The sequence below is a fragment of the Demequina silvatica genome (assembly GCF_000971215.1).
Classification (GTDB): domain Bacteria; phylum Actinomycetota; class Actinomycetes; order Actinomycetales; family Demequinaceae; genus Demequina; species Demequina silvatica.
Window position 1 is genome coordinate 652,227 of sequence record NZ_BBMA01000002.1, and the last position, 23,622, is coordinate 675,848.

Sequence of the window (23,622 nt, forward strand, 5' to 3'; positions counted from 1 at the left end):
CCGACCGGGAGGGACGATGCGCCGGTTCAGTTGGGCAGGACCGGCTCGGCGTGCCAGATGCGGTCGAGGTAGTCGCGGATGGACCGGTCCGAGGAGAAGAAGCCCGAGCGTGCGACGTTGAGGACCGCGGAGCGGCTCCACGCCTCGGGGTCCGCGTAGGCGGCCTCGACGCGCGACTGGGCGTCCATGTAGGCGCGGAAGTCCGCGAGGGCCATGAAGCGGTCCCGCTCCGTGAGCGAGGAGAAGATCGACCCGGCCGCGCCGCCGCGGTCGCCGCCCGTGAAGGCGCCGGACACGATCATGTCGAGCGCCGCCTTGAGCTGGGGGTCCGCCTCGTAGCAGCTGCCCGGGTCGTAGCCCTTGGCCTGGAGCGCCGCCGCCTCCGGCTCGGTCATGCCGAACAGGAAGAAGTTGTCGTCGCCCACCAGCTGGCGGATCTCGACGTTCGCGCCGTCGTCGGTGCCCACCGTGAGGGCGCCGTTGAGCGCGAACTTCATGTTGCCCGTGCCCGAGGCCTCCTTGCCGGCGAGCGAGATCTGCTCGGACAGGTCGGCGGCGGGGATGAGGCGCTCCGCGAGGGTGACGTTGTAGTTGGGCGGGAACACCACCTTGAGGCGGCCCTCGAGGGCCTTGTCCTCGTTGATGGTGCGGCCCACCGCGTTGATGAGCTCGATGGTCTCCTTGGCGCGGACGTAGCCCGGCGCCGCCTTCGCGCCGAACACGAAGGTCCTCGGCGTGACGGAGGAGAGCGGCACACGGCCAGACGTGATGCCCTCGTACAGCGACACGATGTGCAGCAGCTTGAGGCTCTGGCGCTTGTACTCGTGAAGGCGCTTGACCATCGCGTCGACCATGCCGTCGCCGGCGAGCTCGAGGCCGTCGCGCACCCACAGAGTCTCCGCGAAGCGCTGCTTGTTGTGGGACTTGACCTCGCGGAAGCGGCGGCGGAACTCCGCGTCCTCCGCGAACGGCTCGAGGCCGCGCAGCTGCTCGAGGTCCGTCACCCAGCCGTCGCCGATCGCCTCCGTGATGAGGCCCGAGAGGCTCGGGTTCGCGAGGCGCACGAACCGGCGGGGCGTGACGCCGTTGGTGACGTTGGTGAACTTCTCGGGCCACAGCTCCGCGAAGTCGTGGAGCACCTTGTCGGCGAGCAGCTGCGAGTGCAGCTCCGCGACGCCGTTGACCTTGGACCCGGCGACGGTCGCGAGGTGCGCCATCCGGATGGCCCGCTCGGGCTGCTCCGCCACGATCGACATGCGGCGCACGCGCAGCTCGTCGCCCGGGTAGGCCTCGCGGACCTCCTCGAGGAACTCCTCGTTGATCCGGTAGATGATCTCGAGGTGGCGCGGCAGCAGGCGGCCGAGCAGGTCCACGGACCACACCTCGAGCGCCTCCGGCAGCAGCGTGTGGCACGTGTACGCGAACACCTGCTGCGTGACGGCCCAGGCGGCGTCCCACTCCCAGCCGCGCTCGTCGATGAGGAGCCGCATGAGCTCCGGCACCGCGATCACGGGGTGCGTGTCGTTGAGCTGGAAGACGATCCGCTCGGGCAGGTGCGTGAGGTCGAAGTCGTCGGGCAGCACGTTCTCGATGAAGTCGCGCAGCGAGCAGGCGACAAAGAAATATTGCTGCTGGAGGCGCAGCTCCTTGCCCTGCGGCGTCGAGTCCTCCGGGTAGAGCACCTTGGAGATGTTCTCCGCGAACGTCTGCGCGCGCACGGCCTCCGCGTAGTCGCCGGCGTTGAAGATCTTGAGGTCGAACGCCTTGGTCGCCTCCGCGCTCCACAGGCGCAGCGTGTTGACGCGGCCGTTGAGGTAGCCCGGCACCATGTAGTTGTAGGGCACGCCGAGCACGGACCACGCGGGCACCCAGGTGCGGTCGCCGTCCTCGTCCTCGACGTGGCCGCCGAAGCTGACCTCGACCGCGTTCTCGGGGTGCGGGATCTCCCACGGCGAGCCCAGCCCGAGCCAGTTGTCGGGCTTCTCCACCTGCTTGCCGTCCACGAACGTCTGGCGGAAGATGCCGTACTCGTAGCGGATGCCGTAGCCCACCGAGGTCACGTTGAGGGTGGCGAGCGAGTCGATGAAGCATGCGGCCAGGCGGCCCAGGCCGCCGTTGCCCAGGCCGGGCTCCACCTCGACGTCGCGCAGCTCGTCCAGGTCGATCCCGAGCTGGCGCAGCGACTCCGCCGCGATGTCCTCGAGGCCCGCCGCGAGCAGGTTGTTCTCCAGCTGCGGGCCCAGCAGGAACTCCGCGGACAGGTAGGCGACGGACTTGTTCTGCTCGTTGAACTGCTGACGCAGGTTCACCAGCCAGCGCGCCGCCAGGTAGTGGCGCACGGTGCGGGCCAGCGCGAGGTACTTGTCGTTGGTCGACGCGCGGTAGAGGTCGACGCCCTGCCCGAAGTTGATCTCGTGGAGGAAGTGCCAGGTGAAGGCCTCGACGGAGTGATCGGGAGCGGCCATGGGAGGCGGGAAGTCGTTCACACTGGCCAATGTAAGCGTTAACGGTCCCAGGCGGAGAGCCCGTCGCACACATTTAACATTCGCGTGCACGCTCGTAACCGGGGACGATGCGCGGGCCGGGTGCCGTACGGCCGGTGGCGCCGCACAGTCCCGGCACGGCAGACTGGCGCCCATGCGCGGCATCATCCTCGCGGGCGGCTCAGGGACGCGCCTGCACCCCATCACGCAGGGCATCTCCAAGCAGCTGGTGCCGGTGTACGACAAGCCGCTCGTCTACTACCCGCTGTCGACGCTGCTCCTCGCGGGCATCAGCGAGATCCTGGTGATCTCCACGCCGCACGACCTCCCGCAGTTCCGCCGGCTCCTGGGCGACGGCTCGCAGTTCGGGATCCGGCTCGAGTACGCGGAGCAGCCCACGCCGGGCGGGCTGGCGCAGGCGTTCACCATCGGCGCGGACTTCATCGGCGACCAGAAGGTCGCGCTGGTGCTCGGGGACAACGTGTTCTACGGACCCGGCCTGGGCCTGCACCTCCAGCGCTTCGCGGAGGTCGAGGGCGGCGCGATCTTCGCGTACCGCGTCGCCGACCCGAAGGCGTACGGCGTGGTCGAGTTCGACTCCTCCGGGCGCGCGCTGTCGCTCGAGGAGAAGCCCAAGCGGCCGCGCTCCGAGTTCGCGGTGCCCGGCCTCTACTTCTACGACAACGACGTGGTGGAGATCGCGCGCTCCGTCCGGCCCTCCGCGCGCGGCGAGTACGAGATCACCGACGTCAACCGCGAGTACCTGTCCCGCGGACGCCTCCACGTCGAGGTGCTGCCGCGCGGCACGGCGTGGCTCGACACGGGGACGTTCGACTCTCTGCTCGAGGCCAGCCAGTTCGTGCAGGCCGTCGAGCGCCGCCAGGGCCTCAAGATCGGGGCGCCCGAGGAGATCGCGTGGCGCCGCGGCTTCCTGTCCGATGACGAGCTGCGCTCGCGGGCCGAGGGGCTGGTCAAGTCCGGCTACGGCAGGTACCTGCTGGACCTGCTCGCGCGCGAGCGCGCCGGCGCCGCGGAGGCGGCCCGGTGAGGCTGCTGGTCACCGGTGGAGCGGGGTTCATCGGCGCGAACTTCGTGCGGCTCACCCTCGAGACGCGGCCGGACGTCGAGGTCACGGTGCTGGACCTGCTCACGTACGCGGGCAACGCGGCCTCGGTGCCCGAGGATCCGCGGGTGACGCTGATCAAGGGCGACATCGCGGATCCGGAGATGGTCGACGCGCTGGTGCGCGAGGCGGACGCGGTGGTGCACTTCGCCGCGGAGTCCCACAACGACAACTCGCTGGACGACCCGTCGCCCTTCATCCACACCAACCTGGTGGGCACGTTCCAGCTGCTCGAGGCCGCTCGCCGCCACGGCGTGCGCTTCCACCACGTCTCCACCGACGAGGTCTACGGCGACCTGCCCTTGGACACCCCCGAGAAGTTCACGCCGGACACCCCCTACAACCCGAGCTCGCCGTACTCGGCGTCGAAGGCCGGATCGGACCTGCTGGTGCGGGCCTGGGTGCGCTCCTTCGGGCTCGAGGCGACCCTGTCGAACTGCTCGAACAACTACGGGCCCTTCCAGCACGTGGAGAAGTTCATCCCGCGCCAGATCACCAACCTCATCGACGGGGTGCGGCCCAAGCTCTACGGCGCTGGCCTGAACGTGCGCGACTGGATCCACGTCGACGACCACAACCGGGCGGTGTGGACCATCCTCGAGTCCGGCCGGATCGGGGAGACCTATCTCATCGGCGCCGACGGCGAGACGTCCAACAAGGTCGTCATCGCCACCGTCCTCGAGCTCATGGGCCACGCGCCCGACGACTTCGAGCACGTCGCCGACCGCCCCGGCCACGACCTCCGCTACGCGATCGACGCCACCCGGCTGCGCGAGGAGCTGGGCTGGGAGCCCGTCTACGGCGACTTCCGCGCCGGCCTCGCCGCGACCATCGACTGGTACCGCGAGCACGAATCCTGGTGGCGGCCCCAGAAGCTCGAGACCGAGCTCAGGTACCAGCGCCTGGGTCGCTAGCGCGGCTCCCCGGCGACCAGACTCCACACGGATTCTGCAACTGCACGCGTGCTGGCCGGGCGATGCGACGCGAGTGGCACCGCGGGAGCGCTCCCACGCGGGTCGGCGTGTGGAGACTGGCCGCAAGCGGGTGCCGAGGAAGGCGCTTCTCAGCCGAGGATCCGCCGGAACAGCTGCCGGTAGCCCTCGCCCACGGCCTCGACGGAGTACGCGCGGGACCGGACCCGGGCCGCCGCGCCCAGCGAAGCCCGCAGCTCCTGGTCCTCGGCGAGCACCTCGAGAGAGCGCGCCAGCGCGGCCGCGTCGCCCTCGGGCACGAGCACGCCGGAGCGGCCGGGCTCGATCGCCTCGTTGAGGCCCGGCAGGTCGGACGCGACCACGGCGCAGCCCGCGCCCATGGCCTCGAGCATCGCGACGGGCAGGCCGTCCTGGTCGCCCGTCGACGCGCGTCGCGACGGGAACACCGCGATGCCCGCGCGCGACAGCACCTCGTCGAGCTCGACCCGGCTCAGCTGCCCGCGGAACGTCACGGGCAGCCCCTCCGCCAGCGCCTCGAGCCGTGCCCGCTCGGGCCCGTCGCCCACGATCGTGAGGTCGAGCCGCGCGCGCGACAGCCGCAGCGCCTCGAGCAGCACGTCGAAGCCCTTCTTCTCCACCAGGCGCCCCACCGCGAGCAGGTGCACGGGGTGCTTCCAGGTGGCGGGCTTGGACACCTGGCGGTCGTCGTGGTCCACCTGCACGAACCTCGCGCCCATGGGGATCACGTGCGTGGTCTCCGGGTCCGCGCCCAGCGCCAGCACGCGCTCGCGCATGTCCGCGTTCATCACGGTGACCGCGGCGGCGGCGCGCACCACGCGCGCCTTCGCCGCTCGCGCGGGGCCGTTGTCCAGCGCGTACAGGTCGCCGCCGAGCGTGGTCACCACCGTGGGCACGTCGGCCATGGTGCGCCGCGCGACCATCCCCTGCGGGATGATCCAGAACGCGTGCATCGCGTCGGGCCGGAAGTCGCGGACCTCGCGCCGCAGCGCCGTCGCGAGTCCGCCCAGCAGGAACGGCACCTGCGCCGCCCGGGAGCGGCGCGCGCGCACGTTCTCGAGGATCGCGCCGTCCGCGAGGTCCTCCCAGCGTGACGGGAAGTAGCGGTACCGCACCACCTCGACCGTCTCGGTGAGCCGCTCCCGCGCGGCGCCGCCCGGCACCGCGGGCGCGAGCACCCGCACGTCGAACTCGCGGCCCAGCTCGCGCGACAGATCCTCGACGAACGCCGGGGTCCCGTCACCCGCCCGCGCCGGCAGCGTCGACGTCAGGACGAGCACGCGCGGCAGAGCCATAGGATGACATCCGATACCTGAAGGGGCTGGTGGGTGAGCACAGTGTATGACGCCGCGGTGGTCGGATCCCGCGGCTTCCTCGGCTCCGCCCTGGTCGCCGGCCTGACCGCACGTGGCCTCCGCATCACGGGTTTCACCAGGGATGATCCCATCCTGGTGGACGATGCTCTGGTCACCCGGGCGGCCCACGTCCCGGTGATCGTGTGGGCGGCCGGGGGCATCACGCCGACCGTCGCGGCCGAGGATCCGGACGCCGTGGCGGCCGAGCTGGACGCCTTCCGGACCTTCGCGGAGGCCGCGGCCGCGCGCCCGGCCGCGCCCCGCATCGTCCTCCTGTCCTCGGGCGGCGCGATCTACGGGCCGCCCGCCCGGCCGCCGTACCGCGAGGCCGACGCGCCCGCGCCGCCCAACGCGTACGGCGCGTACAAGCTGGCGCAGGAGCGCATCCTCGCGGAGGCGGGGCTGCGGTCGACCGCGATCCGCATCGCGAACGCGTACGGCCCGGGGCAGCGCGGCGCGCACGGCCAGGGCGTGCTCGCGATCTGGATGCGCGAGCTGCGGGCCGGCGAGGCGATCACGCTGCACGGCGACGGCGCGGTCGCGCGCGACTACGTCCACGCGGACGACGTGGTGGAGGCCATCGCGCGCGTGCTCGCGCTCCCGGACGCGCCCGCCGTGGTGAACGTCGGCTCCGGCGTCCCCACCTCGCTCGCGGAGCTGGTCGAGCTGCTTCACGCGGCGGTGGGGCCCGACGCGATGCGCGTGGACCGGCTGCCGTCGCGCGGCGTCGACCCGGACTCGACGTGGCTGGACGTGAGCCTCGCGCGCGAGGCGCTCGGGTGGGAGCCGCGCGTGCCGCTCGCGGCGGGCGTCGCCGACATGTGGGCGCGGCGGGGCGCATGAAGCGCGCGCTGAGGTGGGGCTTCCTCGCGGTCGCGGTGGGGCTGCTCGGCTGGGCCGTCGCGTCGAGCTGGGACGAGGTCTCCGCGGCGCTGCGCGACCTCACCTGGGGCGCGATCGCAGGCTCGCTGCTCGCGTGCGTGGTCGCGCTGGGCGTCAACGCGCTGTCCTGGCGCGCCGTGATGCGGGCGATCGGGCTGACCGCGACCGTGCCCGAGGCGCTGCGCGTGTTCCTGCTGTCGCAGGTGGGCAAGTACGTCCCCGGATCCGTGTGGCCGGTGCTCGCGCAGGCCGAGTTCGCGCGCGACCACGGCGTGAGCAGGCCGCGCGCGATGACGGGGTCGATCGTCGCGATGGTGGTGGGCGTGGTGACCGCCGGGGTGGTCGGGTCGCTGGGCCTGCTGCTGTCCGTGCCGGGCGCGCTCGCGACCTACTGGTGGGTGCTGGTGGTCGCCGCCGCGCTCGCGGCGCTGCTGGTGCCGCCGGTGCTCGCGCGCGTGGTCGCGCTGGCGTTCCGCGTGACCCGCCGTACGGAGGAGCCCGCGCGGATCGGGGGCCGCGCGCTGCTGGCGTCCGCCGCGTGGTCGACGCTCATGTGGCTGATCCTGGGCGTGCACGCGTGGCTGCTGCTGCGTGAGCTCGCTCCCGGCGCGGACCTGCTGGTCGCCACGGGCGCGTTCGCGTTCGCCTGGCTGGTGGGGTTCCTCGTGGTGATCGCGCCCGCAGGCGTGGGCGCGAGGGAGGCGGCGCTGGTGCTCGCGCTCGGGCCCGTCGCGACCCCCGCGCAGGCGCTCAGCCTCGCGCTGGTGAGCCGCTTCCTCATGACCGCCGCGGACGCGATCGGGCTGGGGGCGGGGATCCTTATCGGTGCGCGGCGTCCGGGCGGGGCACGTCCGGATCCTGCAGCAGCGCCTCGGGACCCTGGAGCAGCTCCTCCTCAGGGGTGACGGCCGGCTCGATGCGGTGCACCGGGCCGTACTGCTGCTCCTTGAGCCGCTCGAGCTGATCCTCCGCGAGCACGCGGTTGGTGCGCAGCAGGTCCGACAGCACGCCCAGCGCCACCGCGAGCAGCGCCGCGGAGATGAGCGCGCCGCCCAGGATGAGGGACTGCACGTGGTCGCCCGTCTCGCCCGCGAGCCGCAGGATCGCGAAGCGCACGAACGGGATGAGGCCCGCGACCCCGAACAGCGTCGCGAGGGCCGTGAACACCGCCCACGGACGGAACATGATCGAGGACCGCAGGATCGCGAGGCCCGACTTCGCCATGTGCTCGAACATGTTGGAGAACAGGCGCGACTCGCGCGTCTTGGGGTTGGTGTCGATGGGCACCGAGGCGATCGCGAGGCGCTTGTTGCCCGCCTGGATGATCGTCTCCATGGTGTAGCTGAACTGCGTGACGATGTTGAGGCGGTAGAGCGCGAAGCGCGAGTAGGCGCGGAAGCCCGAGGCGGCGTCCGGGAGGTCCGTGCCGGCGGCCTTGTTCACCACCCACGACCCGAACCGCTGCATCACCTTCTTGAACGGCGAGAAGTGCGCGATGGTGTGGGTCTGGCGGTCGCCGATGACGATCTCGGCGGTGCCCGCCAGGATGGGCGCGACCAGGTCGCCGATCCGCTCCTGCGGGTACTGGTTGTCGCCGTCCGTGTTCACCACGATGTCCGCGCCCGAGCGCAGCGCGTGGTCCACGCCGTCGCGGAAGGACCGGGCGAGGCCCATGGTGCGGGCGTGCCTGATCACGGTCGCGCCGTACGCCCGCGCGACCTCCGCCGTGCGGTCCGTCGAGCCGTCGTCGATGACGAGCACCTCGAGCTCGTCGACCCCGTCGATGGCGTCGGGGATGGACTCGAGGACGAGCGGCAGCGTCGTCTCCTCGTTGAGGCACGGGACCTGGATGACCACCTTCACGCCCTCCAGGCTAGTGCGCGCGCCGCGTGCGCACGGCGCGGTCGCGGACGCGTCGCGCACGGGGTCGCCCGAGGTGCAGTGCGCCACACCCCGGCGAGGTACGCGGCACGATGCGCAAGAATGGGCCGGTGACCTCCTTCGCCGACCGCCACATCGGACCCGACGCCCCTGCCCTCGAGACCATGCTGGCCGCCGTCGGCCACGGGTCGTTGGACTCCCTGGTCGACGCCGCGGTGCCCGCGTCGATCCGCGGCGACGACGTGCTGGTGCTGCCCGAGGCGCGCTCGGAGGCGGAGGTGCTGACGGCCCTGCAGGGCCTCGCCGCCCGCAACACGGTCAACGTCTCCATGATCGGCCAGGGCTTCCACGACACCATCACGCCGATGGCCATCCAGCGCAACGTCCTCGAGAATCCCGCCTGGTACACGGCCTACACGCCGTACCAGGCGGAGATCTCGCAGGGCCGCCTCGAGGCCATGCTGAACTTCCAGACGATGGTCGCGGACCTCACCGCGCTGCCCGTCGCGGGCGCCTCCCTGCTCGACGAGTCGACCGCCGTGTCCGAGGCCGTCCTGCTCATGCGCCGCGCGGTCCGTGGCAAGGACGGCGGGCGGATCGTCCTCGACGCCGAGTGCCTGCCCCAGACCGTCGCCGTGGTGAGCGCGCAGGCGGAGGCGATCGGGCTGCCGCTCGAGGTCCAGGAGCTCGGCGAGGACTGGGAGGCCCCCGAGGACCTGGTGGGCCTGGTCATCCAGCAGCCCGGCAACACCGGCGTGGTGCGCGACGTCACCACCCTGATCGACCTCGCGCACGAGGCGGGCGCGCTGGTGACCGTCGCCGCGGACATCCTCTCGCTGTGCGTCATCAAGGCCCCCGGGGAGCTGGGCGCGGACATCGCGGTCGGCTCGACCCAGCGCTTCGGCGTGCCCCTGTTCTTCGGCGGCCCGCACGCCGGCTACATCGCGGTCCGCGAGGGCCTCGAGCGCCAGCTGCCCGGCCGGCTGGTGGGCGTGTCCGTCGACGCCGACGGCGACCGGGCGTACCGCCTCGCGTTGCAGACCCGCGAGCAGCACATCCGTCGCGACAAGGCGACCTCCAACATCTGCACCGCGCAGGCGCTGCTCGCCGTGGTCGCGAGCTTCTACGCCGTCTATCACGGCGCCGACGGCCTCCGCGAGATCGCGCTGCGCGTCCACCGGATGGCGTCGACGCTGGCGGACGCGCTGCGCGCCCGCGGCGTGACCATCCGCCACGACCGCTTCTTCGACACCATCGTGGTGGAGGCGCCGCGCGGCGCCGACTCCGTGGTCGCGCGTGCCGCCGCCCGCGGCATCAACGTGCGCCGCCTCGACGCGGACGCCGTCGCGATCGCGTGCGACGAGCGCACCACGCCCGAGATCCTCACGGCGCTGCTCGAGGCCGTGCTCGACCGCCGCGCCGAGCGCCCGGTCTACACCGGCCCCACCGTCGCGATCCCCGTCGCGCTGCGCCGCACCTCCGAGTACCTCACGCACCCGCACTTCACGAGCTACCGCTCGGAGACCGCGCTCATGCGCTACATGCGCCGCCTCGCGGACCGCGACCTGGCGCTCGACCGCACCATGATCCCGCTGGGCTCGTGCACCATGAAGCTCAACTCCGCGGTCGAGATGGCCGCCGTGAGCTGGCCCGGCTTCGCGCAGATCCACCCCTTCGCGCCCGCCGACCAGACCGCGGGCTACCGCGAGATGATCGGCCAGCTCGAGGGCTGGCTCGCCCAGATCACGGGCTACGCCGCGGTCTCCGTGCAGCCCAACGCGGGCTCGCGCGGCGAGTACGCGGGACTGCTCGCGATCCGCTCGTACCACCTGGCCAACGGCGAAGGCGAGCGCGACATCTGCCTGATCCCCGCATCGGCCCACGGAACCAACGCCGCCTCCGCGGTGCTCGCCGGCATGCGCGTCGTGGTGGTCGCGACCGCCCCCGACGGCGAGGTGGACCTCGAGGACCTCCACGCGAAGATCGCCGCCCACGAGGGCCGCGTCAGCTGCATCATGATCACCTACCCGTCCACGCACGGCGTGTACGAGGAGCACGTGGGCGAGGTCTGCGCCGCCGTCCACGAGGCGGGCGGCCAGGTCTACATCGACGGCGCGAACCTCAACGCGCTCGTGGGCGTCGCGAAGCCCGGCCACTTCGGCGGCGACGTGTCGCACCTCAACCTCCACAAGACCTTCGCGATCCCGCACGGCGGCGGCGGCCCCGGCGTGGGCCCGGTCGCGGTCGCGCAGCACCTGGTGCCGTTCCTGCCGCGGTCGCTCGCCCCCGTCCAGTCGCCCGCCGAGCTCGCGCGCGAGGGCGCCCCCGTGTCCTCCGCCCCGTACGGTTCCGCCGGCGTGCTGCCCATCTCCTGGGCGTACATCGCGCTCATGGGGCACACCGGCCTGCGCCGCGCCACGGAGACCGCGGTGCTCGCCGCGAACTACGTGGCCGCTCGCCTCGAGCCCCACTACCCGGTGCTGTTCCGCGGCCCCGGCGGCCTGGTGGCGCACGAGTGCATCCTCGACGTCCGGCCGCTGACCAAGGCGACCGGCATCACCGCGGAGGACATCGCCAAGCGCCTCATCGACTTCGGCATCCACGCGCCCACCATGTCCTTCCCCGTCGCGGGCACGCTCATGGTCGAGCCCACCGAGTCCGAGGACCTGGGCGAGATCGACCGCTTCATCGCCGCGATGATCGCCATCCGCGAGGAGATCGCGGTGGTCGAGGCCGGGGAGATCGCGGCCGCGGACTCGCCGCTGCGGCACGCCCCGCACACGCTCGCGATGGTGGTCGCCGACGAGTGGACGCAGGCCTACCCGCGCGAGCAGGCGGCCTTCCCCGTGCCGTCGCTGCGCACCGACAAGTACTGGTCGCCGGTGCGCCGCATCGATAACGCGCACGGCGACCGGAACCTGGTGTGCGCGTGCCCGCCGCTGGACGAGTACGAGGCCTGAGGCTCGCCCGCGCGCACCTCCGCGCCCACCGGTCGCATGGCTACGCTGTCGGCATGAGCCCGCTGACCTGCCGTCGCCACCCCGGGCTCGGCGGGCCATGACGCGTCAGGCCCTCCAGCCGCCGGTGCTGCCCGGGTACACGTACGTGCGCCCGCTCGGGCAGGGCGGCTTCGCGGACGTGTTCCTGTTCCAGCAGGACATGCCGCGCCGGCAGGTCGCCGTCAAGGTGCTGCACGCCAAGGTGCATGACGCATCGGCGCGCGCGCTCGGCGTGGAGGCGGACGTGATGGCCGCGCTCAGCGCGCACCCGTCCATCCTCACGGTCCACGAGGCCTCGGTGTCCGGCGACGGACGGCCGTTCATGGTGGTCGAGTACTGCCCCGGCTCGCTCGCGAACCGCTACCGGTCGGAGCGCATCCCGGTCGAGGACGTGCTGAGCGTGGGCGTGCAGATCGCATCCGCGGTCGAGGCCGCGCACCGGATCGGGATGCTGCACCGCGACATCAAGCCGTCGAACATCCTGGTCACCCAGTTCGGCCACCCGGTGCTGTCCGACTTCGGCGTCGCGACGGCCGTGATGGCCGGCGACGCGGACGACGTCGCGATGAGCCCGCCGTGGTCCGCGCCCGAGGTGATCGACCGCATGAGCTCCGGCACCGTCGCCTCCGACGTGTGGTCGCTCGCCGCGACCGTCTACACGCTCCTCGCGCAGCACAGCCCCTTCGACGACGCGGACCGGCGCCTGCCGCCCGAGCAGCTCAAGGCGCGCATCCTCAAGGCCCGCTACCGCCCCACCGGCCGCGAGGACGTCCCGCCGTCGCTCGAGGCCGCGCTCGCGGGCGGCATGCGCCGCGACCCCGGCGACCGCTATCCGACGGCGCTCGCGCTCGGACAGGCGCTGCAGTCCGTGCAGCGCGAGCTGGGCCTGCCGGTGACGCCGCTCGAGGTGCCCACGGACGCCTGGGCGCAGGCGTCGCGGGTGACGGTGGACGATGCGCCGCGCGGCCCCGTGCGCTCGCACGTCCCTGTCGCGGCTCGCCGCCGCGCCACCGCGACCGGCACGCTCGCCCGCCCGCCGCACGCGACGCCGCGCACGGTGGTGGCGTGGGCGCTCGGCGCCGCCGCGGCGGCCACGGTGACCACGCTGCTGGTGGTGACGCTGTGGGGCGGCGGGTGACGGACGTCGGCCGGGCCACGGCCGCGCGGCGCCGTCGAGCGGGACGGATCGCCGCGGGCGCGGTCCTCGCGGCCGCCGCCGTCGCCGCCGTGCTCGCGCCCGGCTTCGACGAGCGCGAGGCCGTCGCGGTGGACCCCACCGTGTGGGCGCTGCAGACGGGCGCAGGCGAGCGCTATGCGCGCGTGAACACCGAGCTCGCGGAGGTCGACACCGTCAAGGACGTCGAGTCGCCCTCCGAGATCCTCCAGCACGAGGACCGCCTGCTGGTGCTGTCCGCCGGCTACACCACCGCGACCGAGCTGGACGCGGGCCGGCCCGTCGACCTCGACGCCGGCGCGTCGGGCTCGGTGGAGACCCCGCCGGGGACCACCGAGGTGGCCGCCGCCGGGGACGTGGTCGCGTACCTCGCCGGCGACGGCGACGTGCTGGTCGGATCCATCTCCGAGGGCACCGCGCTCGACCCCCGCGAGCTGGTGCTCGACGGCGGCGAGGGGGTCCGGGCCGTCGCGGTGGCGGTGACCCGTGACGGCGCCGTCGCCGCCTACTCGCCGGGCCTCGGCGGGGTGGTGCGCGCGGACGTGGCGGGCGGCGTGCTCGGCATCGACCCGGTGCCCGACGTCCCCGCGGATGGCGCCTTCCAGGTGTCGTTCGCCGCAGGGGACTGGGTGCTCCTCGAGACCGAGACGGGCGCCCTGTGGCGCGAGGGCGTCGATGGTGCCATCGCGACGGGCACGGACCCGGACGCGCTGCTGCAGCGGGCCACCTCCGACGCGGCGGTCCGCATCGCAGACGGTCGCGGGCTGGTCATCATGCCGGCGGACGGCTCCGCGGCGATGAGGGTGTTCGGCTCCGAGGCGGACGCGGGCGCCCCCGCGGCGCCCACCGAGCTCGCCGGCGTGGTGTACGCCGCCTGGCTGCCCGACGGCGAGGGCGGCGGCACGCTGTGGAGCTCCGCGGGACCCACCGTCCCGCTCGACTACGGCGGCGTCGCGCTCGGCGAGCGGCGCGAGCCGGTGCTGCGCTCCAACGGCGCGCGCATGGTCCTCAACGAGTCCCGCTCGGGCTGGGTGTGGGAGGTGCCGTCGGGCACCCTGGCGCGGTCCTCGCAGGACTGGGTGCCGGACGAGCAGACCACCACCGACGCCGAGCAGGAGGACCCCACCGCGGAGATCCGCGACCCGCGCCCGCCGGTGGCGGAGGACGACGACCTGGGGGTCCGCGCGGGCCGCCAGGTCCGCCTGCCCGTGCTGCTCAACGACCACGACGCGAACGGCGACCTCCTCACCATCGACGCCGCGAGCCTCACGCAGCCGCGCGGCGGCTTCGCCACGGTCGCGATCGCGGACGACGGCCAGTCCCTGGTCGCCACGGTCGAGCCGGGGGCGACGGGCACCGCCACCTTCACCTACGCGATCTCGGACGGCAGCGGCGAGCAGGGCCTGTCGGAGCCCGCCACCGTGACCCTCGCCGTCGCGAGCGGCAACACCGCCCCGGAGTGGTGCGGCGTCGACGGCTGTGTGGCGGAGTGGCCGGCGCCGCAGATCGCCGCGGGCGGCTCGGTCACGGTCGACGTGCTCGACGGCTGGGTCGACCCCGAGGGCGACCCCGTGTACGTGCTCGACGCCGCGACCGAGGACCCCGAGGTGGCCGTCGCCGCGTCGCCCGAGGGCGAGGTGGTGGTGCGTCACGGCGGCGACGCGGGCGAGATCGACGTCGCGGTGACGGTCGCGGACGCCGGCGGCGCCACCGCGACCAAGCGCCTCCGCATCGGCGTCGCCAGCGCCGCGCGCCTCACGGTCGAGCCGCTCGCCGTGACCGCGCTCGAGGGGGTCCGCACGGAGATCGGCTTCGCGGGTCGCGTCGCCGGCGGCTCCGGCGCCGCCACGGTCACCGAGGCGAGCGTCGACCCCGCGGACGGCGCGCAGGTCGAGGTCTCCCCCGACGCCTCCGGCGTCCTGTTCCGGGCCGATGCGCCGGGGACCTACGCGGTCGACGTCACCGTGGTCGACGGCTCGCTGCAGGCGCGCGGCACCGCGCGGATCACGGTGCTCGCGCCGGAGGACGAGGCGCTCGCGACGGTGCCGCTGACCGCGTTCGTGCGCCCGCACGAGGACGTGACGGTCGACGTGCTCGACGCCGTCACCAACCCCGGCGGGCGCGTGCTGCTGCTCTCGGACGCCTCCGTCGCCGCGAGCGACGGCGCCCGCACCGCGGCCTCCGTGGTGGGCCACGGCGCGCTGCGCCTGTCCGGCACCACCGGGGAGGGCCAGCCGGGCGAGCTGGGTGTGGTGTCGTACACCGTGTCCGACGGCTCGGGCCGGGCGGCGATGACGGTGCGCGGGGAGATCACGGTGATCCTGCTCGACGCCGCCGTGCCGGCCCCGCCGCTCGCCGCGGACGACCCGATCACGGTCCGCGCGGGCGGTCAGGTGGACGTGCGGGTGCTCGACAACGACGTCGCCGCGGCGGGCGCGGTGGTCGCCCTCGACGCCGGCTCGGTCGAGGCGCCCGCGGAGGGCGGGCTCGCGTTCGCCGCCGGCCCGCTGGTGCGCATCCTCGCGCCCGACGCCCCCGGCACGTACCGCATCCCCTACGCCTCCTACGTCCTGGGCTTCCCGTCGCAGCGCGCGACCGCCGAGGTGGTCCTCACCGTCACCGACGGCGCCGACAACGCCGCCCCCACGCCGCACGACCTCGCGGGGCGGGCGTCCTCCGGCGAGGAGGTGCGGCTCGAGTTCGACGGCACCGGCCTCGACCCCGACGGGGACGAGGTGCGCCTCGATGCCGTCACCTCGCAGCCGGCGTCCGGCGCCGCGCGCGTGAGCGTCGACGGCGCGGCGCTGGTCTACTCCTCGACCCCCGGGTTCGCGGGTCAGGACGCGTTCGAGTTCCGCGTCATCGACGCCCGCGGCCGCACGGCCACCGCGACGGCCCGCGTGGGCGTGGTCGCGGTCGAGGCGGACCCCGCGCCGGTCACCTACACCGACTTCGTGCAGGCGCAGGCGGCCGCGAACCGCAAGGTGGTGGTCCAGCCGCTCGCCAACGACCTCGACCTCACCGGCGGCACGCTCGAGCTGGTCGAGGTGCGCCCCGACGCCGCCGAGGGCACCGCCGAGCACGCCGCCCTCGCCGCGCTCCTGCCCGCCGCCGACAACGACGCCGCGGCCCTCGCCGAGGGCGTCGTCACCTTCGCCGTGGGCGACGAGGTGGGCACCTCCGCCTTCCTCTACACCGCGCGCAACGCGACCGGGTCGCTCGCTCAGGGGCGCATCGTCCTCAAGGCGGTCCGCGAACCCGTCGCCGACGTGCCGATCGTCGCGGACACGGTGCTCACGCTCGAGAACCGCGACGCCTTCACCACCGGCGTGGACGTCCTCGACGGCACCGTCGCGTGGGCGAGCGGCGACGCGGCCGGGCTGTCGCTGTCGCTGTGGGGCGAGCCCGAGGACGTCACGGTGGACGGGTCGCTCCTCTCCGGCCCGCTGCCCGACCAGACGCGGATCATCCCGTTCCGCGTCGAGGGCGCCGACTTCACGGGGGACGCGACCGCCGGCTACGGCTTCCTCCGCGTCCTCGGCGGGCAGGACCTGCGGCTCGCCATGCGGGAGGACGCGCGCATCGCCGTCGACGAGGGCGACACCGTCACGGTCGAGGTCGCGTCGCTGCTCGCCGCACCGCCGGGCACCGCGATCGAGCTCGACCCGTCCCAGGTGCGCGCCGGCGGCGCGCGCGAGGAGGCCCGCTGCGAGGCGCGCGGCCAGACCGCCGTCCGCTATGCCGCGGGCAACGGCGCCCCTTACGCGGACACCTGCCTGGTCGCGGTGCGGCTGGCCGGCCAGGACGCGTGGACCACGCTCCCGGTCCCGGTCACGGTGGTGCCGACGGACCCGGTGCCGACGCTGGTGAGCGCGTCCCTCGAGATCTCCCCCGGCGCGTCCGCCACGTTCGACCTGGGACGCATGGTGCGCTGGCCCGATGGCGCCGCCGCGCACGACGTCGACGTGGTCGCGAGCTACTCGGGGCAGCTGTTCGACGTGACGCGCGACGGGTCGCGCCTCACGCTGGCGGCGCGGGACGATGCGGCGCCCGGGCGGGCGGAGTCCGTCACCGTGTCGTTGGCGGACCACCCCGAGGTGCAGCCGCGCGTGCTGTCGCTCGTGGTGGGTCCCGCGCCGTCCGAGCTGCCCAAGGGCGGCACGGTGGTCGCGCAGTGCTCGCAGGCCGACGGCGACGGCTGCACCCTCACGGTGGTCGGCGCGACGGGTGAGGTGAACCCCCTGCCGGGCACGCCGCTCGAGGTGGTGAGCGTGCGCGGCGGCGACTGCCCGGACGTGCGCTTCACCGTGGTCGGCACCGGTCAGGTGCGCGCCACCTGGTCCGGCGACGCGCCGGGCGGCGTGTGCGACGCCGTGTTCCGCGTCCGCGACGCGCAGGGCCGCGTGAGCGCCGCCGACCGCGCGGGCAGCATCAGCCTCGACCTGCTCGGCTACCCGCGCGCGCCCGGCGGGCTCGCGCAGGTGGCCTACGGCGACGGCACCGTCACGCTCGCGGTGAGCCCCGGCGGCGCGGCCGGCGCCTACCCGGCCCTCACCGGCTTCGAGATCACCGCCGGGGGCACCGTGGTCTCGACGTGCACCCCGCGCGGCGTGTGCACCCCGATCGAGGGCCTCACCAACGGCACCAAGGTGACGTACACGGCGTACGCGGTGAACGCGGTGGGCCGCTCGCGCGCCGCCGCCTCCGCCACCGCGTGGGCGTACGCGCCGCCGGCGAAGCCGCGCGTGGTCTCGTGGACGCCGTCGGTGACCTCCGGCGAGGGCAAGCGGATCGACCTGGTGCTCGAGGTGACCGATTCCTCGACCAGCGCGATCCGCGTGGCTGCGGGCGGCACGGAGCAGACGGTGCCCGTGGGCACGGGCACGCAGCGGCTCGACGGCGTCGCGATCGGCTCCAACACCCCCGTCGAGGTGGTGCTCACGCCGCTCACGGCCCTGGACCTGCCGCCGCTCGACGGCGCGGCCGAGGCCGGCGCGTCCGTGAGCATCACGGCCAACGGGATCGGCCGGCCCGCCATCACCTCCGCGACGCACTCCTACTCCAGCGGGGCGGGCGAGGCGACCATCGCCGCCGCCGTGAGCTCCGGCGGCGCCGGCTCGACCACGTGGGTCGGCCGCGTGGTGGGCGGCCGCTGCGACGCGACCACGCCCGCCTCGGGAGGCACCGCGCAGTTCACCGTGCCCGTCGACGCGAACGCGACCAACACCGTCACGGTCTGCGCGGAGAGCCGCGTCGACGCGCGGACCTTCGGGCAGGCCGCGACCGTCGACGTGAGCTTCGCGGCGTTCGCGGACCCGGGCGCGCCCGTCCTGCAGCGCGGCTACCGCGTCGCGAGCGTGTGCGTCGGCACCGGCACCTCCTGCACCACGGCGCTCGAGCGGGAGCCCCAGTGGCAGCCCCGTCAGGGCGTGACGCTCTGGTACCGCGGCTCCGACGGCACCACCTCACGGACCTTCACCGACGTCATGGTGCCCGGACGCGCCGTCTCCGTGGTGGCGTACTACTGCGTCGACTTCGGCGGCGGCCAGAGCACGTGCTCGGACCAGATCACCGAGGTGACGGCCGACGGCGGCGCCGCGTACCGGCCCACCGTCGCGTTCCCCGCGTGCGAGGTAGGCACCGCTCCGTCCGCCACGCTCGGCGGCACCGCCGCGCACTTCGCGACCACCGTCACCATGCTCGACGTCGACGGCGCGCCCACCACCGACGCCTCCGCGATGCGCTCCGCCCGCGTCACCGTGGGCTTCCAGGGGACGCTCGCCGGCATCTCCGACTGGACCTCCGCCACCGTCACGTGCGGAGGCGCCCCACCCGACCCCGATCCCGCGGAGGCGCCATGACCGCCCGCGCCCCGCATCGTCCCCCTGCCAGCCCCGACGAAAGGAGGCCGCTGTGGCCCTGACCTCCGAGCACACCCAGTGGTTCGAGACCACCTTCGGCAAGCTCGCCGACAACGTCGAGCGCGCGATCGTGGGCAAGCGGCACGTGGTCGAGCTCGCGTTCACCGCGATGATCGCGGAGGGGCACCTGCTCCTCGAGGACGTGCCGGGCACCGGCAAGACGTCGCTCGCGCGCGCGATGGCGGAGACGGTGCGCGGCACCAGCACCCGCATCCAGTTCACCCCCGACCTGCTCCCGGGCGACGTCACCGGCGTCACCGTGTACGACCAGGGCCGCTTCGAGTTCCACCACGGCCCCGTGTTCGCGAACGTGGTGCTCGCGGACGAGGTCAACCGCGCGTCCCCCAAGACGCAGTCCGCGCTGCTCGAGGTGATGGAGGAGCGTCAGGTCACCGTCGACGGCGTGACGCGCGAGGTCGGGGCGCCGTTCATGGTGATCGCGACCCAGAACCCGGTCGAGCAGGCCGGCACGTACTCGCTGCCCGAGGCGCAGCTGGACCGCTTCCTCATGCGCACGTCGCTGGGCTACCCGGACCACGCGGCGACCCTGCGGATCCTCGAGCCCGGCCGGCCGCCGCGGGTGAGCGTGCCCGCGATCGCGGAGCTCGACGCGATCACCGCGATGGCGGCGCTCACGCACGACGTCCAGCAGCACCCCCTGATCTCCGACTACATCGCGCGCCTGGTGGGCGCGACCCGCACCGCCACCCAGGTGCGGCTCGGCGCGTCGATGCGCGGCGCGATCGCGCTGGCCCGCGCGAGCCGCACGTGGGCCCTCGCGCACGGCCGCCACTACGTGGTGCCGGACGACGTGAAGGCGCTCGCGGAGGTGGTGCTCGCGCACCGGCTCATCCTCGACCCCGAGGCGGAGTTCGACGGCGTGAGCCAGGGCGCGGTGATCGGCCAGATCCTGCTCGACACCGCGCCGCCCAGCCAGCGGGACCTGGCGTGACCGAATTCCCCGATCGCACCGCGACCCGGACGCGCAGCGGCGCGACCGGGACGTACTCGACGCGCACGGAGGTCGCCGACGTGCCGCGCGCGAGGGCGGTCGGGGCGCGCCTGCAGGCGCAGCGGGCGGCGCGTGCCGCCGCGGACGTGCTCGGCGCGGGCTGGGGCGCGGTCCGTGCCGTGGTGACGCCCGCCGGGTGGGCGCTCGCGGCCTGGGCGCTCGCCGGGTTGGCGCTGGGGCTCGGCTGGGGCTGGGAGGAGGCGCTCGTCGGCGGCGTGGTCGCGGCCGTGCTGCTGCTGGTGGCGGTGCCGTTCCTGCTGGGAGAGGTCCGCTACCGGGTCGACTTCGCGCTCGAGCGCGACGCCGTGGTCGCGGGCGAGGAGGCCGCCGGCGACATCGTGGTCGAGAACCAGGGCAGGCGCGCCGCGCTGCCCGGGCTGGTCGAGCTGCCCGTGGGCGACGCGCTCGTCGAGCTGCACGTGCCGCTGCTGCGCGGCGGCGCCCGCTGGGCCGAGCGGATCGTGATCCCCGCGCGCCCCCGCGGGATCGTGCCGGTGGGTCCGGCCGCGTCCACCCGTACCGACCCGCTACGCCTGCTGCGCCGCCACCTCGCATGGGACCAGGTGCGCACGCTGTACATCCACCCCCGCACCGTCGAGGTGCCGAGCACGTCGCTGGGCTGGGTGCGCGACCTCGAGGGCCAGGCCGTGCGCATCCTCACCAACGAGGACATCTCCTTCCACGCGATCCGGGAGTACCAGCGCGGCGACGCCAGGCGCCACATCCACTGGCGGTCCACCGCGAAGACCGGGACGCTGATGGTCCGCCAGTTCGAGGAGACTCGGCGGTCCCTGCTCACGCTGGTCCTCGACGTCGACGCGGCCTCCTACCGCGACGACGACGAGTTCGAGATGGCCGTGAGCGCCGTCGCGTCGCTCGGCACGCGCGCCATCCGCGACGGCCGCGAGCTGCGCGCCGTCGCGAGCGGCGAGGTGCCTGCCTTCGCGCGCGCCTCGGTCCGCATGCTGCGGGCGCTGCGCGTCGACTCTCCGCGCGCGCTGCTCGACGACCTCACGGGCGTCGACGCCACCGACGCGGCGATGGACCTCGCGACCGTCACCCGCATGGTCGCGGAGGACGATCAGGGCACGTCGCTCGCGGTGCTCGTCACCGGGTCCGCGCTGGGCCACGACCGTCTGCGCACGGCCGCGCTGCGCTTCCCCACGGACGTCGCCGTCGGCGCCGTGGTCTGCGACCCGTCCTCCGAGCCGCGCACCCACGTCCTGGGGGGCCTGCAGCTGGTGAGCCTGGGCGTGCTCGAGGACCTGCGCCAGCTGCTCGCCCGAGGGGCGGCCCGCGGATGAGCCCGCGCGACCGCGACGCCCGGCCCGCCGTCCCCGGCGCGGTGCTGGTGGCCGCGTGCCTCTACGCCGTCACCATCGGCGAGGCGATCTGGCTGACCCTGCGCCACGTGTACCTCCCGGTCGACGCGGTGGTGTCCCGGTACGGCCTGGTGGTGGTCGTGGGCCTCGCGGTCGGGCTGCTCGCTGCGGTGCTCACCATCGCGATGCGCCGCGGGATCGTGGTGCTGGTCGCGCTCGCGGCCGTGGGCTACCTCGCCGCCGCGGTGCTGGTCGCGATTCCCGGCGCGACGGCCGACGTCGACCGGCTGGCCGCCGCGCTGCTCGCGGCGGTCCAGGCACCGGTCACCGGGTGGAAGGACGTGGTGACGCTCCCCACACCGCTCGGGTCCTACGGCGCGACGCTCGCCGTGCCGCTGGTGCTCACCGTCGCCACCACGGCCGCGGTGGTGTGGGCGGGGACCCGCGAGAGGCGGTGGGGCGCGGCCGCCGCGTTCGGCGGCGCCGGGTTCGCCGTCGCGATCGCGATCGGTCCCGCGGCCCGCACGAGCCTCGACGCGCTGCCCGGGCCGCTCGCCGGCGTGAGCCGCGAGATCCTCATCGGGCTGGGCGCGTTCGCCGCGACGCTCGCGTGGATGCTGTGGCGCATGGCGTTCGACCGCCGCACGGCGCTGCGCGCCGCCGGAGGGGGGATCCGCGGCGAGCGCGCGCCCGGGCGGGCTGCGGGACGGCTCGCGCTGGGCTCCGGCGTGCTGGTGCTCGCGCTGCTGGTGGGGGTGACCGTCGCGGTACCGGTCGCGCGGTCGCAGCCGCGTGAGGTCGCGCGCACGGAGATCGAGCCGCGGCTGGTGGTGGACCGCTCCGTGTCGCCCCTGTCGACCTACCGGGCGTACTTCGCGGACGACGTCTACGACGCCCCGCTGTTCGAGGTGACCGACGTCACGGGGGAGGTGGACCGGATCCGCATCGCGACCCTGCCGTTCTTCGACGGCAGCTCCTTCACCGCGGTCGCGCCCGACGGGTACACGCCGCTGCGCTTCCAGCGCGTGCCGTCCGCGCTCGCCGTCGATGCGGAGGAGACGGTGACCGCGACCGTCACCATCGACGCGCTCGAGGGGCCGTGGGCGCCCGTGCCGGGGCCGCTGGGCGGCGCCACGTTTGGCGGTCCGCGCGCCGCGGCCCTCGCCGACTCGTTCTACTACGCGCCCGAGGCCACCGCCGCGGTGATCGCGATCGACGGCGGCGTCGCGTCGGGCGACACGCTCACGGTGACGGCGGGCGCCGCGCCCACCGTCACGCTCGCGGACGCGGGCGCCTCCCCCGGCGCGTCCGGCATCCCCGCCGAGCTGGTGCCCGAGTCCCTGCGCACCTGGGTCGAGGACCAGGGCGTCTCCCGCGACGGCGCCGGCCTCGCCACGCTGGTCGAGCGGCTGCGCGCACGCGGCTACCTCAGCCACGCGCTCGATGCGGACGGCTCCCCGCGGTGGATCACGGACCTGGGCGGCTACTCCTTCGAGCCGTCGCCCGCGGGTCACTCGTTCGACCGGATCGACCGGATGTTCGGTTCCCTGCTCGAGCGCGAGGCGGAGGCCGGCGGCGAGGCGGGCGACGCGAGCCTGGTGGCCGCCGTGGGCGACGACGAGCAGTTCTCCGTCGCGGTCGCCCTCATGGCCGCGGAGCTGGGCTTCCCCGCGCGCGTGGTCGTGGGCGTCCGCCTGACCGACACGGACGTCAACGGCTGGGCGCCGCCGGCGTGCGTCGACGTGTGCCGCGGCCGCAACATGAGCGTGTGGACCGAGGTGCAGTCGGGCGCCGGCGAGTGGATCGCGGTCGACGTCACCCCGCAGCACGAGTCGCCCGTCACGCCGTCCGTCGCCACCGAGCGCGAGCCCGAGCTGCCGACCGCGACCGACCCGGACCGCGCCGAGCCGATCGACGCCGTCGCGGCGCTCAAGGGACGCAGCGGCGGCGGTGAGCCCGCCTCGGTGGTCGACGCCGAGGACGGCTGGTTCACCGACGGCGTCCGCCTGGCGCTCGGCGTCGGGCTGATCCTGCTGCTGCTCCTGGGCCCCGTGGTCGCGATCCTCGCCGCCAAGGCGGTGCGCCGCAGGCGCCGCCGCCGCCGGGGCGACCCGCGCGCCTCCGCCGAGGGCGGCTGGGACGAGTACGTGGACGTCGGCATCGACGCGGGCCTGCCGCCCCTGCCGCTCGCGACGCGCCGCGAGCTGGCCGCCGCGTACGGGACGGCCAACGGCCTCGCGCTGGCGGAGCTCGCGGACCGGGCCACCTTCACCCGCGAGGGCGTGGGCCGGGACGATGCGGCGCGCGCCTGGCAGATGCTGGCGGAGGACCGCGCGGAGCTCCGGGGACGGCAGGGCCGGTGGCGTAGGCTCGCCTCGCGTCTGTCGACCCGGTCGCTGCTGGGGGGTCGGGGCGACGAGCCGCCGTCCGGTCGCGACGCCGTGCGCGTCGACGAGCGGTGGCGTCACGTGCCGTCGCCCGCCTCCTCCACGTCGAGGGGACGGCGATGACGCGCTCGAG

Annotated in this window: 13 protein-coding genes; 10 read left to right on the plus strand and 3 right to left on the minus strand. The window is 74.4% G+C overall.

The window, feature by feature from the left end; translation table 11 throughout:
• Positions 1-26 precede the first annotated feature (26 nt).
• Positions 27-2,465 carry a glycogen/starch/alpha-glucan phosphorylase gene (locus AOM05_RS03080; protein ID WP_082097250.1) on the minus strand — a complete coding sequence of 813 codons (2,439 nt, stop codon included), beginning with the start codon at positions 2,463-2,465 and terminating at the stop codon, positions 27-29.
• A gap of 172 nt (positions 2,466-2,637) precedes the next feature.
• Here AOM05_RS03080 and rfbA point away from each other — a divergent pair, with 172 nt between their 5' ends.
• A complete protein-coding gene (gene rfbA / locus AOM05_RS03085; protein WP_062519327.1) occupies positions 2,638-3,531 on the plus strand; it encodes a glucose-1-phosphate thymidylyltransferase RfbA in 894 nt (297 codons plus the stop codon).
• Entirely contained in the window at positions 3,528-4,520 is a 993-nt protein-coding gene (gene rfbB / locus AOM05_RS03090; protein ID WP_062519329.1) for a dTDP-glucose 4,6-dehydratase, read from the plus strand. The genes rfbA and rfbB overlap by 4 nt, the downstream gene beginning before the upstream one ends.
• Positions 4,521-4,669: 149 nt before the next feature.
• On the opposite strand, the gene AOM05_RS03095 is transcribed toward rfbB, so the two are convergent.
• A complete protein-coding gene (locus AOM05_RS03095; protein ID WP_062519331.1) occupies positions 4,670-5,851 on the minus strand; it encodes a glycosyltransferase in 1,182 nt (393 codons plus the stop codon).
• A gap of 33 nt (positions 5,852-5,884) precedes the next feature.
• Between AOM05_RS03095 and AOM05_RS03100 the strand changes: the two genes are divergently transcribed.
• Together AOM05_RS03100 and AOM05_RS03105 are read left to right on the plus strand one after the other, a co-directional pair.
• Positions 5,885-6,754: an NAD-dependent epimerase/dehydratase family protein gene (locus AOM05_RS03100; RefSeq protein ID WP_062519333.1), complete on the plus strand. Its 870-nt coding sequence runs from the start codon at positions 5,885-5,887 to the stop codon at positions 6,752-6,754.
• Positions 6,751-7,698: a lysylphosphatidylglycerol synthase transmembrane domain-containing protein gene (locus AOM05_RS03105; RefSeq protein ID WP_156165008.1), complete on the plus strand. Its 948-nt coding sequence runs from the start codon at positions 6,751-6,753 to the stop codon at positions 7,696-7,698. Before AOM05_RS03100 ends, AOM05_RS03105 begins: the two co-directional genes overlap by 4 nt.
• Here the strand turns inward: AOM05_RS03105 and AOM05_RS03110 are convergent.
• Positions 7,613-8,656, minus strand: a complete 1,044-nt coding sequence (locus AOM05_RS03110; protein WP_062519636.1) for a glycosyltransferase family 2 protein — start codon at positions 8,654-8,656, stop codon at positions 7,613-7,615. The two genes, AOM05_RS03105 and AOM05_RS03110, sit on opposite strands and share 86 nt — an antisense overlap.
• Positions 8,657-8,766: 110 nt before the next feature.
• Between AOM05_RS03110 and gcvP the strand changes: the two genes are divergently transcribed.
• From gcvP to AOM05_RS03140, 6 genes are all read left to right on the plus strand, one after another.
• Positions 8,767-11,634 (plus strand): aminomethyl-transferring glycine dehydrogenase, encoded by a 2,868-nt coding sequence (gcvP, locus tag AOM05_RS03115; RefSeq protein WP_062519337.1) that lies wholly within the window; start codon positions 8,767-8,769, stop codon positions 11,632-11,634.
• 97 nt (positions 11,635-11,731) lie between these two features.
• A complete protein-coding gene (locus tag AOM05_RS03120; protein ID WP_062519339.1) occupies positions 11,732-12,811 on the plus strand; it encodes a serine/threonine-protein kinase in 1,080 nt (359 codons plus the stop codon).
• Positions 12,808-18,708: an Ig-like domain-containing protein gene (locus AOM05_RS03125; RefSeq protein WP_062519341.1), complete on the plus strand. Its 5,901-nt coding sequence runs from the start codon at positions 12,808-12,810 to the stop codon at positions 18,706-18,708. The genes AOM05_RS03120 and AOM05_RS03125 overlap by 4 nt, the downstream gene beginning before the upstream one ends.
• A 52-nt stretch (positions 18,709-18,760) precedes the next feature.
• Complete coding sequence (locus tag AOM05_RS03130; RefSeq protein WP_062519343.1) at positions 18,761-19,720, plus strand: AAA family ATPase; 960 nt, start codon at positions 18,761-18,763, stop codon at positions 19,718-19,720.
• Entirely contained in the window at positions 19,717-21,084 is a 1,368-nt protein-coding gene (locus AOM05_RS03135) for a DUF58 domain-containing protein (RefSeq protein ID WP_062519345.1), read from the plus strand. Before AOM05_RS03130 ends, AOM05_RS03135 begins: the two co-directional genes overlap by 4 nt.
• Entirely contained in the window at positions 21,081-23,612 is a 2,532-nt protein-coding gene (locus AOM05_RS03140) for a transglutaminase-like domain-containing protein (RefSeq protein WP_062519347.1), read from the plus strand. Before AOM05_RS03135 ends, AOM05_RS03140 begins: the two co-directional genes overlap by 4 nt.
• Positions 23,613-23,622: the final 10 nt, after the last annotated feature.

What these genes read in the sequence shown, in the direction of transcription:
- gcvP (WP_062519337.1), top strand. Translation starts at nt 8,767, where the DNA reads ATGCGCAAGAATGGGCCGGTGACCTCCTTCGCCGACCGCCACATCGGA.
- rfbA (WP_062519327.1), top strand. Translation starts at nt 2,638, where the DNA reads ATGCGCGGCATCATCCTCGCGGGCGGCTCAGGGACGCGCCTGCACCCC.
- AOM05_RS03140 (WP_062519347.1), top strand. Translation starts at nt 21,081, where the DNA reads ATGAGCCCGCGCGACCGCGACGCCCGGCCCGCCGTCCCCGGCGCGGTG.
- AOM05_RS03080 (WP_082097250.1), bottom strand. Translation starts at nt 2,465, where the DNA reads ATGGCCGCTCCCGATCACTCCGTCGAGGCCTTCACCTGGCACTTCCTC.
- AOM05_RS03120 (WP_062519339.1), top strand. Translation starts at nt 11,732, where the DNA reads ATGACGCGTCAGGCCCTCCAGCCGCCGGTGCTGCCCGGGTACACGTAC.
- AOM05_RS03105 (WP_156165008.1), top strand. Translation starts at nt 6,751, where the DNA reads ATGAAGCGCGCGCTGAGGTGGGGCTTCCTCGCGGTCGCGGTGGGGCTG.
- AOM05_RS03095 (WP_062519331.1), bottom strand. Translation starts at nt 5,851, where the DNA reads ATGGCTCTGCCGCGCGTGCTCGTCCTGACGTCGACGCTGCCGGCGCGG.